Annotated in this window: 10 protein-coding genes and 5 pseudogenes; 4 read left to right on the top strand and 11 right to left on the bottom strand. The window is 54.8% G+C overall.

Annotated features, from left to right (window positions below; genetic code table 11):
* Positions 1-272: 272 nt before the first annotated feature.
* A complete protein-coding gene (csg, locus tag AVZ66_RS15200) occupies positions 273-3170 on the bottom strand; it encodes an HVO_2072 family ArtA-dependent S-layer glycoprotein (RefSeq protein ID WP_082678917.1) in 2898 nt (965 codons plus the stop codon).
* Positions 3171-3439: 269 nt separating this feature from the next.
* On the opposite strand from csg, the gene AVZ66_RS16470 reads away from it, so the two are divergent.
* A complete protein-coding gene (locus AVZ66_RS16470) occupies positions 3440-4183 on the top strand; it encodes a homing endonuclease associated repeat-containing protein (RefSeq protein WP_157575744.1) in 744 nt (247 codons plus the stop codon).
* A gap of 508 nt (positions 4184-4691) precedes the next feature.
* Here the strand turns inward: AVZ66_RS16470 and AVZ66_RS17215 are convergent.
* The 5 genes and pseudogenes from AVZ66_RS17215 to AVZ66_RS16985 form a co-directional block, all read right to left on the bottom strand.
* Positions 4692-5080: pseudogene (locus tag AVZ66_RS17215) on the bottom strand (DoxX family protein).
* Positions 5081-5201: 121 nt separating this feature from the next.
* A complete protein-coding gene (locus tag AVZ66_RS15185) occupies positions 5202-5879 on the bottom strand; it encodes an IS6 family transposase (RefSeq protein WP_058985010.1) in 678 nt (225 codons plus the stop codon).
* Positions 5880-6196: 317 nt separating this feature from the next.
* Positions 6197-6424 carry a helix-turn-helix domain-containing protein gene (locus AVZ66_RS15180; RefSeq protein ID WP_058985009.1) on the bottom strand — a complete coding sequence of 76 codons (228 nt, stop codon included), beginning with the start codon at positions 6422-6424 and terminating at the stop codon, positions 6197-6199.
* A 557-nt stretch (positions 6425-6981) separates the two neighbouring features.
* A complete protein-coding gene (locus tag AVZ66_RS15175; RefSeq protein ID WP_058985008.1) occupies positions 6982-7431 on the bottom strand; it encodes a hypothetical protein in 450 nt (149 codons plus the stop codon).
* Between the two features lie 21 nt (positions 7432-7452).
* Positions 7453-7790 (bottom strand): annotated as a pseudogene (locus AVZ66_RS16985) (DUF6516 family protein).
* Positions 7791-8351: 561 nt separating this feature from the next.
* Here AVZ66_RS16985 and AVZ66_RS15170 point away from each other — a divergent pair.
* From AVZ66_RS15170 to AVZ66_RS16980, 3 genes and pseudogenes are all read left to right on the top strand, one after another.
* A pseudogene (locus AVZ66_RS15170) lies at positions 8352-9680 on the top strand (ISNCY family transposase); the annotation flags it as partial.
* 1427 nt (positions 9681-11107) lie between these two features.
* Positions 11108-11518: a hypothetical protein gene (locus AVZ66_RS15165; RefSeq protein WP_058985007.1), complete on the top strand. Its 411-nt coding sequence runs from the start codon at positions 11108-11110 to the stop codon at positions 11516-11518.
* 25 nt (positions 11519-11543) lie between these two features.
* Positions 11544-11748 (top strand): annotated as a pseudogene (locus AVZ66_RS16980) (DNA polymerase I); the annotation flags it as partial.
* A 666-nt stretch (positions 11749-12414) separates the two neighbouring features.
* Here AVZ66_RS16980 and AVZ66_RS16465 read toward each other — a convergent pair.
* The 5 genes and pseudogenes from AVZ66_RS16465 to AVZ66_RS15150 form a co-directional block, all read right to left on the bottom strand.
* Positions 12415-13176, bottom strand: a complete 762-nt coding sequence (locus tag AVZ66_RS16465; RefSeq protein ID WP_157575742.1) for a hypothetical protein — start codon at positions 13174-13176, stop codon at positions 12415-12417.
* Positions 13177-13199: 23 nt separating this feature from the next.
* Complete coding sequence (locus AVZ66_RS16460) at positions 13200-13502, bottom strand: hypothetical protein (RefSeq protein ID WP_157575740.1); 303 nt, start codon at positions 13500-13502, stop codon at positions 13200-13202.
* 1600 nt (positions 13503-15102) lie between these two features.
* A pseudogene (locus AVZ66_RS15960) lies at positions 15103-15905 on the bottom strand (AAA family ATPase).
* Between the two features lie 76 nt (positions 15906-15981).
* Positions 15982-16110, bottom strand: coding sequence for a hypothetical protein (locus tag AVZ66_RS17110; protein ID WP_269432498.1), 129 nt, complete (start codon positions 16108-16110; stop codon positions 15982-15984).
* Positions 16111-16425: 315 nt separating this feature from the next.
* A complete protein-coding gene (locus tag AVZ66_RS15150; RefSeq protein WP_058985004.1) occupies positions 16426-16701 on the bottom strand; it encodes a PadR family transcriptional regulator in 276 nt (91 codons plus the stop codon).
* Between the last annotated feature and the right edge of the window lie 8 nt (positions 16702-16709).

Genomic DNA, 16709 nt, shown 5'->3' with positions numbered 1-16709 from the left:
CCAGTCCTCCAACTGGACCCTATCAAATCACACAAACCCCCACAGTAAAGCCATTACGGAAACCCCAACACCGCTCTCTTTCTTCTGCTCTTCCCGTTCACAGGCCGAAGAACCCAACCCAATCCCTGTCTTCCACCACAAGAACACCTCTTGTCCGGCCTACAGCAAGTGAACCAAGACGATGCGTGGCGCTACCGCTGATGAGTGGAGCATCACATCAAAAGAAAATACGGCGTTGCGTGGACCGCCTTACGAGCGGTCAGTCGTGTTGGTTAGTTCTGGCGGAGTGCCAGCAGGGCAGCACCGAGCACGGCGATGAGCGCGATGCCCATGCCGAAGCCGGGGATGCCGCTGCCGGAGGAACCACTATCGTCCGTGGTCTCCGCGGGAGCTTCCGTGGTGGACGGAGCTTCCGTGGTGGACGGAGCTTCCGTGGTGGACGGAGCTTCCGTGGTGGACGGAGCTTCCGTGGTGGACGGAGCTTCCGTGGTTTCCTGGGCTGCTTCGACGATCTCAACGTCCTGACGGTCAGTGCTATCACCGTCGTCGGACTCGACCGTGTACTCGCCAGGCTCGACGTTCGCGAGGCTCATCTCAACGGACCACTGGCCGCTCGTGTCCCACTCGTCCGTTCCGGTGACCTGCACGGAGTCACCGTTCTCGTCGAGGAGCTCGACGGTAATCGTGTTGTCGTCAGGTGCGCGGTTGGTGGTCCCAGTAACCGTCATGGTACCACCAGTCTCGACACCTTCAACCGATTCGATCGTCGTCAGACCGGAGACGAACCGGAACTCTTCGGTGACGATCAGGTCGTCGCTGGCCGTGTCGTCAACCGAGTTCGACAGAATCTGCTCGCGGACCTGCTCGCCAGTACTACTACCGGCACCGTAGCCGCGAATTGCCTCAACAAAGGTGTCGCCACCAAAGTTACCATTCTCACCGAAGGTATCGTCGCGACCCGACGAGAGGATGTGGGCAGACACCGTGCTACCTTCGTTCATGTTGGCCAGGGAGAGGTCGTCCTGGTCGAAGGTGCCGTCGTTGTCAACCGAAATCGTTTCGGCATTAACGTTGCCGCGGCTGTCAACGAAGGCAACCGTCAGCTGGTTCTTGCCGGGGGCAGTCCCGGAGACGTCAACCTGTTGGTCTTCGCTGGCGACCTGGCCGTTGTACGTCTCGAACGACCCGTTCAGCTCGGTGTCCGTCACCGTCAGCGACACCGTGCTGCTAACGCCGCCGTTGAAGTCCGAGGTCGTTAGCGTGTTGTTAACGGACCCGGTGGCGTTGATACCCGCATCCTGGGCGTCAATGACACCGACCCGGTAGGTTCCGGGCAGCGACAGCAGGTTGTTACCATACTCGCCATCGCTACCGGTGAGGACGATGCTGTCCTCTTCGAAGGTATCGTCACTATCGACTTCGATCGTATCTTCGCCGTCGATTTGGACGAGTTCGTAGTCGTTGTTGTCGCGAGCGTAGATTGCGACTTCGTCGGTACCCTCGTTGGCGGTCCCGTTCACCGTAACCTCGGAGCCCACGACGTACGAACCCGTCGGGCTGTCGAGGGAGACCGTCCCTTCGTTCACGTCGAAGGACTCGTCGTCGTCAGTTTCGAGGTTATCGAGTGCGGTCTTGTTGACCGTGTTGTTGCCGTAGATGTAGTCGGTGTCGCTGTTGTTGGCGGGGTAGAGGTCGATGTCAATCGAGGCGTCGCTGAGGTACTGCGTCTCGATGGACCCGACACCGTTTCCGCCGTCGATTTCAACGACCGCGTATGCGAGGTCGTCGGTCTTGTTCGTGTGGAGCGTGTCACCGACGTTCCGGAAGATCTTCTGAACGTTCGCGTCGTCGATGTTGTCGCGGAAGTCACCTTCCTCGATGGCGACAACGTGGACGTTGCCTTCCGGGCTGTTTTCGACGGTGTACTGGAGGTTTTCACCCTGGGTGACCTCGTCGGAGGCCAGGTTCAGGGAGGCCGTCTGCGACGAGGAAATCGTCACGGAGACGGTCTGCGTTGCCTCGCCGTAATCGAGGTCGTCAGTCCCTGCGACGGTGAACGTGTAGTCGCCGGCATCAACGTTACCCGGGTTGATGTCGAAGGACACGTCACCGTTGTTGTTCAGAGTTGCGCTCTGGCTGCTGGCGAGGATTTCGTTGGTGACATCGAGGCCGTCTTCGTCTTCGACGGTGAGCTCGAGGTTTTCAGCGTCGTCGTAGTTGTAGTCTGCTTCGACGGTTGCAGTTTCGCCCGTCGTGAGCAGGCCACCGCTAACGTCAGCTTCCTCGCTGTTCCAGACTTCCAGCATCGACACGCGCGGCGTCTGCACCGTCACGTTGAAGTTAGAGTTGGCCGAGTAGGTGCCGGTGGCTGCGTCCCGCGGAATCGGCATCTGGAGGACTTCGCCTTCGCTGGCACCACTTGTGCGTTCGAACTGGCCGGGGCTAACTTCATCGCCGCTACTGTCGACGAACACGATGTCGTCCTCGCCCTGGTAGACGGTCGCGCCGTCGCCGACGCCACCTTCACCGTCAGCCGGCGACCACTCGCTGGTGTCGGCGTTATAAGTGCCGCCGGAAAGACGGCCGTCCGTGTTGAAGGACGGGTTGGAACTACCATCAGTATTCTCGACGGTCAGCTGCTGAATATCGGTGTACGAAACGTCTCCGCTGACGTCACCGATAGAACCACTGTCGTCAACGTCAACGCCGAACTGAGCTTGTGCAGTCAGATCATCGCCATTGATCGACGGTGTGGCGACGTTTGTGATGTCGAAGGAAACGCTGACCGTCTCACTGTTGGCTCCCGAATCGTCAGTTGTGGTGACGTTGATGATGTTGTTCGTGGAGTCAACATTATTGTCTCCCTGGTAGTTGACGCTTCCCTGGTTAACGTTGAAGTTCGTCACCTGGGTACTGGACAGGTTCAACGCACTGGGGAGACGAAGCGAGAATTTTTGGTTACCATTACCGCTGGTGTTAATGCCATCAGCGGTGAGCGTTACATTATGAAGATTCGATGTATCTTCGTCAACCGTAGCGGGCGTGATGGTGCCCGTCGGGTTAGACGCCGCAGCAGCACTTCCTGTGAACGCGATGCCGGCCGCGAAGACGCTGCCGATCATCAGCGCAGTCAGGAAGACCGCGCGGAGCTTGTCTGATTTGCTTGTCATAGGTTGCGTTAGTTGCTCGCTGATTTCCGAGTCCCCCAAAGGGGTACTGTGGAGCCCTCAGCGAAGCGAGGGGCAAGGTAGGGGCAAGCACTACTACAGCGGTCTTGGGTAAATGCTTTGTGTGTCGTTCGACGCGAGAACCGGGGAGACACCTACTCTAGCCCGAATAGGGAATGTGAACAAACGACACACAAATATATGGACATAGCCTCTAGGAAGGCTTCCGAAGAACTACAAGATTCATACACGCACGCGACGTAGACCGACGTATGTCATCGTGGAGCGATGAGGAATTACTAGAGGATTTACGTGTGCTTGCGGACGCCCTTGGCCATTCTCCAACAGCCACCGAATATCGTGAGCTTGGCGGCGAACATGATTCCGCGTACTATGAGCGCTTTGGGTCGTGGGCAAATGCACTAGCTACAGCCGGATTAGAGCCCTACTTCACGAGCTCGAGTTCTCGCGAGGAATTGCGTGCTGAACTCAGACGGGTCGCAGAATCGCTTGGTGAAACGCCGTCGACATCACAGATGAACGAGGTGGGGCATTATTCCGTGGATACCTATTACCAGCACTTCGAATCGTGGCCGGATGCAATTGCTGCGGCCGGCCTTGAAGAACGGACGCCGCAAAAAATCCCAACTGAGGACTTACTTGCTGAACTACAACGGCTTGCGCGCGAGGTTGAAGACCCGCCACCATCGACCTCTCAGATGGATGCAGAAGGAGAGTATTCCGCGTGGACGTATAAAAACCGGTTTGGATCGTGGTCGAACGCGCTCGAACAGGCTGGACTTGAACCGCGAGAACCACGAACACCACAGCCAGCGAATAAAATCCCGGCTGAAGACCTAATAGCCGAATTACGCCGCGTTGCAGCCGAGATTGATGACTCTCGCCCCTCAACAGGCCAGGTAGATACACATGGCGCGTATTCAGCCAAACGCTACCGCCTCCGATTCGGGTCTTGGGAAGCAGCCCTCGAAGCGGCTGGACTCAACTCTGAGTGAGCGAAGTAGGGTGGGGTAGTTGACGCACGAAGTGGATGACTGGACACGTCTCGTGGGAGCGACCGGAAAAGTCACCGGCGGCGAACGCGACCATCTCGACCAGCGCACACGCAGTCATTTGACCTCCTCCTGCGCGTAAAGACGTGGGAATCTCGCCACGGGATTTCAGGCCGAGTGCAACGACCCTGTGGTTTCAAGATGCATCCGTTCCAGGCGTCGTCTGCTTGGTGTCAGCATCGGTGTGGCTGTCTTGTGGCCCGGTCAAAGCGGCCCCATCCTCAGCCGAGTCATCGAGAGCGACTTGACGAGTACATCGAGGAACACGATTGGCATCCTTCCCGCCCTGAAGGGGGAGGCTTTCTTCTTGATTTTCCGTAACACAGTCATCGACACACCGGTTCAACCGCGAGAGCGCGACGGTCCGCTTGAGAGAACCGGCCGTGTCGTAGACCAGCAAACAGTCCACCCTGCGGGACGGGAAGCCGCGTCGTTCACGACGGGGAGGATGTCACTGGTTGGCTCGCCGGAAGAACGCGATGGCAGCGCCAAGGAGAGCCAAGTTCTGCAGGAAGGACGTAATTTCCTCGCCACGTGCGTCTTCGTCGACAGCCCAGAAATCATGCATAAGTGGGGTTACACCGATGAAGAACGCACTTATACTTCCAGCGGACAATCGTGGCAAGGTCCACGTCCCAACGCCGATACTCCCCCAAGAAGCAGACCGCTCGCTGCTGGAACTAACTGTTCAGCATATGGAACACCCTTGGCGTCAGCGTACGAAATTCGCCCCTCAAGGTTTGTTAGATTACGGATTGCTAAGGTGAGCAACCCACTTGAGAAGAGTAGGCGACCAACTAGGGATGGTGCATCGTTTTGTGGAGTGTCTGACTCCGCCATTATGCATATTATCTCGTTGCTTCGGTTAATATCTGCTTTCCCCCGAAGATCCTGCCGAGAAATATATTTGATTCAGTGATGGAATGTTGTTCTCCCGAAAGGACGTCATTATCGGCACTGTCTAGTTCAGCACCTCCTCGACCGGCGTCTTTCCATCGAGTGCTTGATGCGGTCTTTGGCGGTTGTAGTAATGCATGAACTGTTCAAGCCATTCGTGAACGCTCGACCGACTGCCCACCCACGAATTATGGAAGCGGTCGATCCGCATTTTGAGCGTGTGAAACCATTTTTCGATGAGGTTTCGGTCGGTATAGTTGACCCGACCGCTCAACCCTAATCGAGCAAGGGCAGTCCGATACCCGAATTGATCGACGAGAAACTCAGCCTCGGAGAGATCGTGTTTCTCGTCAAGTCGAGTGAGGAACGCAGCTGCTGGATCGGTGCCATGCGACCCAAACAACGCAACATCAAGAATCAACTTTGTCTCGATGTCTATTGCAGCGTACAACCAAGACCACTCACCGTTGATTTTGACAGCAGTCTCTTCAACCGCGACCCGCGTGGGCTGCGCCGAAGGCGGGTCGCAGTCGCTGTCAGCCAGCCGATGTACCCAGTTCCAAACCGCTCCATGAGAACGTTTAACGCCTAATTCAGCTAAAATCGTTGTTGTTTCTCTGAGCGAACAACCGGTTTGGTGGAGGCGGACGGCGAACGCCCTGACGGGCGTCGCCGTCCGCTCGTTCTCCCAAGTTTCTTCTAAATCCGCGTCATAGCTCTCGCTGAGCAGGTCTGCGAGCATCTTGGTCGATTACCTCAACGACCTGCTCACTTCTCAAACTAACTCAACTAGACAGTGCCTCATTATCGTGGTCCTCAAAGCGTTCTGGATACGGAATCAATTACATTAGCCAATGACAGTAGCAGCGATAGAAATAGTTGATTAATCTATTTGTAGATCCATTTTCGCGTATTGCCTCGTTCACCACCATATCGGACAAAGCAGTGTCGGCTATTCGTGTTTGAATACCCTCTTCCCCCGCTTTGAGGAAACAGCATTAACCGAATTCGAGTGTCTTGCACGAATTATTCGCAGGGATTCCTCGCGGGCCAATCGTCTTAGGCAAGCGTGTACACTTGCTTGCGGGCGTCGGAGAGCAAATACCGGGATTCCACGAGACCCTCCTCTTCAAGACGGGTGAGTGCGTACCGGACGGTTCGGTCTGGGAGAAGTGTTTTCTCGGCGAGTTCGCTCTGAGTAAGCCCCTCGTGATACTCAAGAACCTTTGCGACAAGTTTCGCGCTCGGCGGAAGGTCTTCGAGCGCTTTAATCATCTCTTGACCCATGCAGTTGTGCTCATACAACCATTCAGAGAATACAGCAAGATAATATCTCCGCTCGTTCCTATCAAAAACAACAGGCAGGAGTTAACTGAGGTTAGCGCTAAGCCTTGTCCCTCAAGGGGCCGTTCAAGCGAGCCAAACTCGCTCACGATCACGGAGTTTTTGATTTCCGTAGGCCTCGAGGTTTGTCAGCGACCTCTTGGTCTTCCCGTGTGGCTCGGTAGTGTGGATTGTTGCCCGGAGCGTACGCGCTTCCTCTCACCGTAAACGAGTGGGCTTCCGCGCTGTTACCGCTGTGTGATGACAGACCGTGATCTGTCCATAGAATGGTATTGGTGAGGGGAACGGGGACACACACACATAGTATTACAGAGCTTCCGGATGCCGGTGCACACGAGCACTGCCTTCCGCCAGCCCGAGACGCTCTTGTGACGGGTTCCGAAGGTAGGGAATAATGCACACTAGCGGCGGTGACTCACCTACCTGACTGGTCGCACGCACCCCTGCTCACGAGTAGGATATCGGCTTCCCTCAGAACAGTGAAAAGAGCTTAGTGATTTTCACGGGGCAGCGGTAGCCGTATCGCCAGCCTCCGAATCGAACGGGAGGTTGATAACGAGTTCGTCGAACCAGACGACCGGGCGCTTACTCTGACCGTCTTCCTCGAAGAAGATGATGCCCAGCTGGGCAAGCCGACTGAGTTCCTCGTAGACGTTTTTCACGTCCCTGTCAACAACCCTCGCAGCCTCGTTGATACTGTCTGGTTCTTCCTGTCGGATGGCTTTGATGAGGTCGAGAACACGCGGCGTCAGCGTCTCCATCAGATCGTCGTAGCTGGTAAACGAGAGCGTTGGCGTCGAATCCACTGCATCGCCCTGATCGAGTGCCTCGATCTCCACGGAGACGTCGTCGTGGAACTCACTGGATGACTTCACGGTTACGACGAGGGTTGATTCGGCCCGAAGCTGTTCGCGCTCCATCGGGTGCAGCGGCGGCGTGGTATCATTCATGGGTATCACCTCGTGATGGCCTCACTTGACCTCGAACTCGGATTTCGGAATCTCGCTCCAGAACCGCTCCCAGAGTTCGACCATCCCGGGGAACTCGATGGTCTCCGGGCCAGGTCTGTGGCGACATGTAGTTCGTGGCCTTTTGTGTCCTTGTTGGAGTTGTCGTATCGACGAATCGTCCCATCGTCAAGCGTGCGAGGTGGATCCGGTTCCGTCGCGCCGTAGTGAAGCTTGTACGCCCACCCGGAGGGGTACGCGTCTCGATCTGTCCGCATGCAGAACACACGGACAACCGTCCCGTTGGGATACTTCTCCACCTCGCTCACGCCATCCAAGTCGTCGTCCGTCAGTGAGCCCATCCTCACCTATTGGTTCACAGGCCAACACAGAGAACAGTTGAATACGCAGCGTCACCGGTTCTTACGACAGATAATCCGGAATAGTTGAAGATAATTCGCGGGGTGAATCACCTAGAACGGTAGTGAGCGCAGTCTCAGCAGCATACACGTCCTCGCCGCCGCCAACAGTAACCGTATTTGCTTCCGAGCGTTTCTCCGCCCGTGTTTCACGGAGAATTCGGTGGGGACTCAAAGAGCTCTCATTAAGTTCTTGCTGTAGCGTCCACGCTTCTTCTGCCATCACGTCGTGGTCTGATTCAGAATCTTCACTACTTGTATCGGAGTGGTGAGCGGCTCCACTAGAGAAGACCATCTCGTTTACTGATTCTTCGTACCCACACTCCGGACACACAACAAGCTCGCGTCCTGCATGGACCGAACTACCAACGAAGGTGTTTGCTACTCCGAGAACTGTTTTAGAGATTCGCTCGTAATCGTCCTTGGAGTTAACCGAGAACGTGCGGCGTTCCGGGCGCTTCTCGATTTCCTCGCTGCTAGCTCCTTCTTCGTAGGCGCGAAGCCATCTTCGAGGACTGCTTCCGGCTGGACCGCGCCAGCAACGCCTCCATCCCGGAGGGCTCGTTCTGGGAACAGCAGGCGTGCCTCGGGATGCGGACCGACATGCACCCGAACGACGGCGCGCAGTCCTTCGCCGAGGACACGACCCGCAGTAAGGACGCCCTCAGGCGACTCCCACCGGCTTCGGACGCGCACGCTCGGCGTTGAGCGCATCCACACTCTGCTCCAAGAAACCGCCCGCACGCTCGTTGCTCGGGCGAAATCGAGGGACAAGATGGGGCGCAAGCAGATGGCCGCCATCGACATCACGAAAGGAAGCCCGTGAGGCGGCAAGGTCACCCGCGACAGCAACGGCCGAAGTCAGGAACCGTGACTACTCGGCTACAAAGGCGAAGACATCCCGTTCTTCCAGTGGGCGGTCATCAAGCTCGTCGGCCACGACGTCCCGCTCATCCTCGACGCCATCCCGGTCGCCCGTGGCCGGAAGCACGAAGACCTCGTAGACAATCTCCTTGAGGACGCCACCGACATCGTCCCCGGGCTGAATCTCGTGCTGATGGACACGAATTCGCCAACGACGGCGTCAAAGACACCTTCAACGACCACGACGTCCACTACCTCAATCCCGGTGTGGTGCGGTCCAGCAGCGACCACGAACACCAGATTGCCAAGCTCGCCAGTCAGGGCCGAGACTTCGACGTAGTCGAACAGGAGCGGCTTGACGACAGGCCGACGCGGAAGGCGGTCTACCTCCCGAAGCGCGAGTGGGAACGCGAAGAGGGCGACGACGGAACGGACGTGACGATTCGGCAGGAGCTCATTGAGGACTTCGAGGGCGTCGGTGACACGACTCCGCTGTCAGAGGGTCGTAACGGAGATTCGCCGCTGAGCAACCTACTCGACGAGGTTGCCGAAGAAGAGGAGATCGAGGAGCCGGCGAGGGTCGAAGCGACGACCATGCCCTTCGAGACGAATTTCCCCGTGGGTGGACGTCAACCCCGAGGACGACCGAGAGATGAAACACCAGATTGGACGGCTGATAGCGCGCTACAAGCGTCGCTGTGGCGTCGAGAACGCATTTCGGAAGCTGAAGACGTTCCTCGCGGAGACGCAAAGCCCTGACCACCGGTTCCGGTACTTCAACTTCGCGTTCGCCTGCGTGCTGTACAACTGCTGGCGGCTCGTGGACATCCTCGTGCAACTGGAGATGGACGACGAGGTCGGCGACGAACCGGCGATTACCGCGAACTCGTTTTTGACGTTCGCAAGAAGAGTTACGGTCTCGATCCGCCGGACTACCCCCTCGTTTTCTCTGGGCTTGCTCGCTCGTGAGCGGTGCCGTTGTCCTGAACGCCGGTTTCTCTACGGAGTTCTGAACGGATTCCGATAGGTTTCCCAGAAGGGCGAGTTCAGTAGCTCTCAGATACTTCTTTCAGGATGGTTAGGAGTGAAACCTGTGCATCATAGAACCATCTTCGCAACATCAGCTCTTGTGCGAGAGTATAGTCGTATCGACTTCCACAGGCAGGAGTGGCGAAACGCCGCGAGTCGCTGGCTACGGTATGTCAGCCGTGATGATTGCCGCCCTCAACGACAATACTGCTTCCATCGGCCAGCGACATCTGAACCTGTGCTGCGGGAGATTATAAACGTATTGGCTCCCCTCTCCGAATACTCGTTCTGGAATTGCGGGAATGCAGGCTTTCGGATACACCGGCTGACTGGGTAGACTCCATCGAGTCGCCAGTTGATCGGGACTTACACGGCGAGAACCTGACGGTCACGCTAGGAGAATTGCCAAGACAGCATGCATGAGAATCACGCAGGGAATATTTAATGTATTACCACCCAAATGATAAAGGATGACAACGTATAGGGGTGAGTGAGGATACCATGAAGCAGTCTGTCAAGCCACGAGCTGCACGACTGACCTTCGGACTGGGCAAACCAACGAAGATGAGTATTTCACTCTCAATAATACAATCACTTCTATGCTTATGGGGACTGCTCACTGCAGACACAAGTGAACACTTACTACCTCCAAAACAGACATACAACAGCGTAATAAGTAATGACTAATCACCCCCTTTACCCCATTCTTTTTATAATCGGTCTCCTCGGAAGTGCAGTACTTGTGGGCCTCGGAATACTAGCCATCCTCTCTTAGCCGACACTAGTCAATTGAATTAAAGGTCGACATACTGGGCTTCCCATTCTTGTCGGGCTTCGATCTCGCGTTTTCCCCGCTTGCTAATCGTGTAGACGTTTGTTCTGCCCTTTCTCAATCAAGCCCTTCTCGACAAGTTCGTTAAGGTTCGGGTAAAGGACGTCTCGCTGGAAGCCGAGCAGATTGTACATATTAGTTTGATTGGCTACCAAATTTCTTAAATTATTCGAAGCAGCTTGTAATTTGGTCGTGTTTAGTTAAGACTAAAACATTCCTACGGTGATTTATCCGGTTATGAGTGACCGCTGTCCCCCCTGGGCCCTGCACTAGCTTGATTTGGAACGTCCGCAACTGATTAGTGAATCACGATGTGGTACGCCATCTGTGACGGATACTTGTCTGTGACCCAGAAAAGTCAGTGAATGACTATACCTATCTTGTTCTACTGGGTTCCGATCTAGTAACTCCCCTGAAGGGCGTGTTTAAATCCCAATTATTGTACTTGTGGGGGTTATTTAGTCATGGTGTTTGGTCGTTCTCTATCTTCGAGAATTACACCAACACTTTACTGTAGTTACAGGCACAGGAAGGTATGGCTACTAATTCCGGAGAGAAAGCATCGCTCGTGAGGATCCCCTCCCATCCAGCCGAGTATATCGCCGTTGTCGCGGCGGTCATTACTGCAGTAATTCATCTGAGACTCGGGCCAAGGTTTATTGAGTTCAGTCAGACGTTAGGGTTCCTCTTCATATTGAATGGACTCGGTTTCCTTGGTGGAATCCTTGTATACGTCACCCGATATTGGAGACGAAAGTTCTACCTCGTTGCAGCTGGATACGCCATCACCACATTGCTTGCTTTCTTCTTTTATGGCGGGTTTGAGGGACTCCTACCTGCGTTCCAGATGCGGGGAAGCCTGAACTGGAACGCCGTTTGGGCCAAAGCAGCAGAAGTCATCTTGTCCGTCTCTGCTCTCTACCTCTACCAAGCCACCGATAGCTGAGTGAATAGAGAGATCTTGCCATCCACCTGGACAAGATATCGAATACGTGGCCGTCGACAAGGAGAGGAACCCACAAGAGCGGGTCGCTCTTGCCCACGAGAAGATCGAGACCTATGGCGTCTCGTACAAACACAACTGGTCAGAGTTGTCGAGAGCGTGTTGTCACCACTCGGATGGGACCGGCGGACATTCGACGAGAACTCGCTGAGACACGGGAGATGGATCTTACATACCAGTACAGCCTTCGATTGGCTCATTTGTCACCCCATACGTTGAGCCGACAACGGGACCTCGATCAAATGACAGATGGTTACCTGAAGTGAGGAAAACACGTGTTGGCGTCGCGGGCAATCTTATTCACACTCTGGGGGGTGCCCCGAGTCAGCAGGACACCTCGGAGTGTGAATGGTGGAGAACTCAATCACACCGAGGGCGGGTAACCTATATGTGAATGAGGGGATTGTCAGTCTATACCAAACAACGATTCCACGCAAACAACCGTCGACGAGATTTTGAATGTCGATGAGGGGGATGTGGAAGACGAATCAGATATTTTTGAGAAACCGTGGTTTCTCGAGATGATAACGTTCCTGACGCCAATCGAATTGTCGGCCAAGACAATCACATTACGTTCTTGGCGAAGAACCTCCGAAAAATGCGGACAAATAGCATCCCAGATAATGTCCAGGAGTAGGGTGAAACCGGGACGGGGAAGACACTAGTTGCGAGACACGTCTGTGAGCGACTCGAGGTAGCAACTGTAGGAACGGACTCCCCAATCGTTACTGCACACATTAATCCGGATCCTATCTCCACGTATACCTCCACCTTCCGAAAGATTTTCCATAACTTTCGGAAGACCCAACCCCAGTTGGTCACCCGGTTGGATAACCGGTCTACTGCCGTGGTTCATACGGGACCGACTGATTTGTTCGTGAATTGGGGCGAATGGCTTCTGCGAGCGTGACAAGAAACGCGAACAGCCAACCAATTGGAATCGCGATTCCGAACCAGAGACAGACAAATGCGAATCCAGCAAGCTCGAATTGCTGGCGGATTATTGAGCTAAGATTACCTACTACCAAGTTCGTAAGAATCCATTCGGCGAACAGCTCGCTGTTCGGAAGAATTACCTCGCCAATAGCTGGTGAGAAGAGGGCTGCCGTTACCGGTGGAAGAAAGATAGCGGCAACGGCAAACGGGTATGCAGCAACGAATGTGAGCGTACGTGAGTTGTAGTGGGCACAGGCCCAACTGAGCCGGACTGAGATCGTTGCGACAATACTTGCAGCAAGAACTGCTCGAAACCCGATGGTAGACAGAGTTGTCCACGCAAGCGCAGTCAATCCGCTCCAGAGGATGCCAATCAATCCGATAATCACCAGGATTCCAACGCCTGCAACGAGCCGGTCAATTTGCCGTCCCACATATCGAATCCAGAACCCGAGCGCAGCAATCGGATAGATAACGCTGAGGCCAGCAATACCAACGGCGCTCCAAAACCAAAACAGAAGTCGGTCCCGGCTCGATCCGAGTTGCCAGTGGTTGTCGATGGCATATTCGTCTGATTGGCGAGAGAACAGAAGGCCTCGCCAAGTGGCTAGTAACCGAGTGAGATCGATCTTTGCGGCGGTAACGAGTTCTCGTGGCGATCCCATTAATCCGTTATTGCATGGCCGGTCTATAAAAACCAACTCGTTAGTGAACTGTCTTGAGGCTTGACCCTGAAGCGATTCACGTCTACGGAAATAGAATACTGTCCCGCTGGCGGATTTTGGACATCCTCATAGGCGACGACTACCTCGCCACCGTTCTGAAGGAAATGGGTTCCAACCGGGCCGATATTCAGTGTGGTTCCATCATTGGAGCCACTCAGCTCACCGATGTCGTCGGCGACGCTTTCATCAACCGTCGCGTTGGGACTGGTGTCATCGAGGTCAATTCCGACTTTCGTGATATCATTTGGCGTCTGTGTCGTTGTCACTACCTGCGCGGTAGGGGAGCTGGTTCCGTGGGTGGTTCACCATCAGCCGGACTCGTCGTTGACTAAGTGGTTTCTGATGTCGTGGTGTCTGTTGTTGACTGGCTGATTTTCGGTGTTGAGGTGGTCTTGCTTTCAATCTAGGGCATCGCTGGGTCCGTCTCGTCGGCGCCCTGTGGGCCCACATGGAGAGTTACGTCGTATCTCTCGGTGGCTGCCGAGTTTTGGGCGCCTTCGAACACAACTGTGAGTTCGTCGCTTTGCTTGAGGTTGTCGTTCCCGTCAAGACCGACATTGAGTGTCTCTCCATTGTTGTTTGTATCTGGGCTACTAAGTTCACCTGAGGGCCGCGAAGAGTTGTCAAATGGTATGCCATAGATTTAATACCTTCCATGATAGAGTATGACATGGCGGAAGAGGGCTAACACAGAAACCACCAGACAGTGTCTGTCACATACCGCCACCCCCGAACAGGGATCCGTTATTGTCATCCAACGGTAGACGAAGCGAGGCCACCATGAGGATGCCTCTTTCCTCGCTTCGACTACTACTAAACACGGTATACGTTCGGTTCGAATAGACCGTACTTGCTGTGTGTCCCAGTAGTCGTCAGTACACCCAGCAACCAGTCTCACCCCGACGAGTGTAACCACTATCACTGCGGCTAGTCGACACGTCAAGAAGAGACGCCGAATCCCTGGGCGAGTCCTCTGAACCGCGCAGTCATAGCTTCTCTTCATTCCGGCACAATATAAGTTCTAGGGGTCCACAGCGCGAAAACACACGAGTCTAGAGTGGGGACAGGGCGTACGCTCCATGGCCTAATCCTTGGTTCCAAGTTCACACGTCCCGGAGCTGAGTTTGACTTGTGGACAGTTAGTTAATGCTCTAAGTGACTATAATAGTCGCCCGGGCAGTCCCACGAAGTTGCGTTGTATCAGCCGTCACCTGTGTTTTTGAGGACGAGCCACTATCAAGGGCTGAACTATTGGTATAACCGTTGATAATATGGTTTCGTTTTGGGTGAGTCCGGCTCGTCGAGGAGGTCCGGACGTCGGGGCATTCTCGGGAGCGGCTTGAGGAGTTGGACGCGATCCGCTGCGAGCTTGAAAGAAGGGGCACACCCACACCGTTTTTCGAAGTATCATTGGGGTCCTGTGGTTGCGGAATATCTTGAGAGAGAGCCGGTAATGGTGAATTGTGCCGTAGTTAGTGGAGTGAATAGCTAAGGCGCGAGTGTTCTATTTCGTATATATTAAACGGGTGATTTAATATGGTGTGGGTGTAACAGAATCCGTAATGGGTAGTCAGCAAGGAAGTAGTTTCATGACTTCCTTGCTCTTTATTCTCTTAGTTCTGTCCAAACCCTCTCTTTCGGCTTATTAGCCCGGAATTATACTTCGAAGACGGTGTCTGACACGCATCAGCTGTTCTCGGGGATCTCGTCTTGCTGACGTTCGGGAGACCGAAAACTCCCAAACCGCCCCACGCACACCTGCGCAACGTTGCAAAGATACTTCGAAGACGGTGTGGGGGTCCGCCTATTCCCACCCCTACTTTCCTAGAAACACACCAACAACGGTGTCTAATCCTCTAATGCCTGCTACTCCTGTACGAACTCCCGCCACTGCGCCCGAACCACCTCCTTCACCTCCTCCTCTCGCTCCCCCAACTCCTGCAGCCGGTTATCCTGTTTCAACCGTGCCGTAATCTCCGCCGGATCACGCTTAAACTCATACTTCAAATACATCCCACCACCACTCTTCCCACCCAAACTCTTCCGCTCGTGATTAAGCTGCCCGTACGTCCCAATCTCCCGAACATAGTTATTGAACGTCTCCCGAGTTCGCGCATTCGCATCAAGTATATCCGCCACATACTGATACACCGCATACGCCACCCGCGAAGGAGCAGTCAAATGTTGATGACCGCCGCCCCGTCAACAAGTCAATCTCGTCAAGCACGAAGACCACCGAACCGTACCCATTATCCAAGAGATCATACAGTCGATCGTACTTCTCGTTCGTTGAGACACCATTCCGGGGTACGCCGACGGTTTCACCGAGGTCGTCCGCTGCTTCTCGAACCAGTGCGTAGACGGCTTCGTCGAGACTCCGGAGATTCTGGCAGTTAATCCGGAGCGTCCCAAAGTTATGCCCCCTGGTTTTTCGAGAGGTCCTTGATTTGACGGGTGACCGCATCAAAGATGAGTGATTTACCCGTTCCTGCAGGACCGTAAAGCAGGAGATTCGGGGGGCGATTTCCGTTCAGAACCTGGCGGAGATTCGAGACAACTGCTTTCAGTTGGTCATCACGACCGACGATTCGGTCCCGGTCGATGATGGTGTCCGGTTCAACCAGATTGCGATTCCTGAACACTGACTGGTTGCCGACCTGTTGAACCATCTCACGGACAGATAACGAGGCTTCGCTGTCCGCTTCTTGCGTGGATTCGGAGTCGTCGTTGTCAGTGTCAGCCGGTTCAGTCATCTGTCGACGCCTCCACCGCGAGACGTTGGTCGGCGTGCTTTGAGCGGTTCGTGGTGTTACACGTTGGTTCGTCCTCGTTGGCCGTTGCGTAGCCGACGCGGATGGACTCCTCACTTCGCATATCCTTCATTGCTGCATCCGATTCTATAAAACTATGCCACCGCCTTCGAAGTATTCCACCATCCTCAAACCACCCCCAACGCCCATCCAAACAAATCCTAGAACTCAACTCACAACCACCCTCAACAAGTATCGACACTCACTGGAACGCGAACCACAACCAAATCATCGAGGAGACGCCAACACCCGGCCACTTCCTGAACTACCTTGAGAACCCGGACACAATTCGCCACGAGCGTGAGGCCCGCACCAGCACCCACCGACCGCCCACCCTCCTTCACTGACGGTCTGCCGGGATGGTTTCGTTCGGGTGTAGCTAGTCTTCGATGTACTGGGCTTCCCACTCTTCTTGGGCTTGGATTTCGCGTTCGCCTCGGCCGGTTAGTGTGTAGCTGTTTGTTCGGCCGTCTTTCTTCTCTTTCTCAAGCAGGCCCTTGTCAACGAGTTTGTTGAGGTTGGGGTAGAGGCGGCCGTGGTTGACCTCGGATTCGTAGTGGTCCTCAAGTTCGTCTTTGATGGCGAGGCCGTGCGGTTTGTCGAAGCCAGCAGCGATGTAGAGGATATCTCGCTGGAAGGCAGTCAAGTCGTACATATCAGTTT

Source organism: Halobacterium sp. CBA1132 (assembly GCF_001485535.1).
In the GTDB taxonomy this organism is placed as follows: domain Archaea; phylum Halobacteriota; class Halobacteria; order Halobacteriales; family Halobacteriaceae; genus Halobacterium.
Note: the sequence above shows the minus strand (reverse complement) of the source record. Positions and strands in the feature narration are given on the sequence as shown.

Coding starts and splice junctions, on each gene's coding strand:
- csg (WP_082678917.1), bottom strand. CDS start 3,170: ATGACAAGCAAATCAGACAAGCTCCGCGCGGTCTTCCTGACTGCGCTG.
- AVZ66_RS16470 (WP_157575744.1), top strand. CDS start 3,440: ATGTCATCGTGGAGCGATGAGGAATTACTAGAGGATTTACGTGTGCTT.
- AVZ66_RS15185 (WP_058985010.1), bottom strand. CDS start 5,879: ATGCTCGCAGACCTGCTCAGCGAGAGCTATGACGCGGATTTAGAAGAA.
- AVZ66_RS15180 (WP_058985009.1), bottom strand. CDS start 6,424: ATGGGTCAAGAGATGATTAAAGCGCTCGAAGACCTTCCGCCGAGCGCG.
- AVZ66_RS15175 (WP_058985008.1), bottom strand. CDS start 7,431: ATGAATGATACCACGCCGCCGCTGCACCCGATGGAGCGCGAACAGCTT.
- AVZ66_RS15165 (WP_058985007.1), top strand. CDS start 11,108: ATGGCTACTAATTCCGGAGAGAAAGCATCGCTCGTGAGGATCCCCTCC.
- AVZ66_RS16465 (WP_157575742.1), bottom strand. CDS start 13,176: ATGGGATCGCCACGAGAACTCGTTACCGCCGCAAAGATCGATCTCACT.
- AVZ66_RS17110 (WP_269432498.1), bottom strand. CDS start 16,110: ATGCGAAGTGAGGAGTCCATCCGCGTCGGCTACGCAACGGCCAACGAG.
- AVZ66_RS15150 (WP_058985004.1), bottom strand. CDS start 16,701: ATGTACGACTTGACTGCCTTCCAGCGAGATATCCTCTACATCGCTGCT.